Annotated in this window: 1 protein-coding gene; it reads left to right on the forward strand. The window is 71.4% G+C overall.

From position 1 onward, the window contains the following. Nucleotides 1-85: 85 nt before the first annotated feature. A partial coding sequence (locus tag U9980_RS11305; protein ID WP_322767874.1) for a HipA family kinase occupies nucleotides 86-825 on the forward strand: 740 nt, incomplete at its 3' end.

The following is an 825-nucleotide window of genomic DNA, read 5'->3' on the forward strand; positions in this document are numbered from 1 at the left end:
GGCATCGGCATCGGCATGAATTAGTTGATCATGCCCAACCGGCCCCCTGACGCGGGCAGGAGCACCAGCGCCCACACTGATCCGTATGTTGCGTGCCGTGACGGCGACCCGCTACGCCACCCCGCTGCGGGAGGGCGGCAGCCTGCCCGGCCTCATGGAGGGCGACGACCTCGGCACGTGGGTGGTGAAGTTCCGGGGAGCGGGCCAGGGTCCCAAGGCGCTCGTCGCCGAGGTCGTAGTGGGCGAACTCGCCCGGGCGCTGGGGTTGCCCGTGCCCGAACTGGTCGTGATCGACCTCGACCCGCAGCTTGGCCGGACCGAGCCGGATCAGGAGATCCAGGAGCTGCTGCGAGCCAGCGCGGGCAGCAACCTCGGCATGGACTACCTGCCCGGTTCCATCACCTACGATCCACTCGCCTTCCAGGTCGACCCGGCCCTCGCCGCCCGAGTGCTCTGGCTGGACGCGCTGACCCTGAACGTGGACAGGTCGTGGCGGAACCCGAACCTGCTCGTCTGGGGCAGGCGGCTCTGGCTCATCGACCACGGCGCGGCGCTGTACGTACACCACAACTGGTCCGGGGCGGCCGGGGCGGTCGACCGGGTGCTGCCGCGCTGGCAGGAGCACGTCCTGCTGCCCGGAGCCGACGCCCTGACAGCCGCGGACGCGGAGCTCGCCCCACTCGTCCAGGCGGACCTGCTGGGCGAGGTGCTCGCCCAAGTCCCGCCGGCGTGGCTGGACGTCACCCCGGACGTCTACGTCGACTGGCTGCTCGCCCGGGTCGGCGGTGACCGGCCGTGGTTGCGCGCGATGACGCTGTCGGTGGA

The sequence above is a fragment of the Protofrankia sp. Cr1 genome (genome assembly GCF_963555865.1).
In the GTDB taxonomy this organism is placed as follows: Bacteria; Actinomycetota; Actinomycetes; order Frankiales; family Frankiaceae; genus Protofrankia.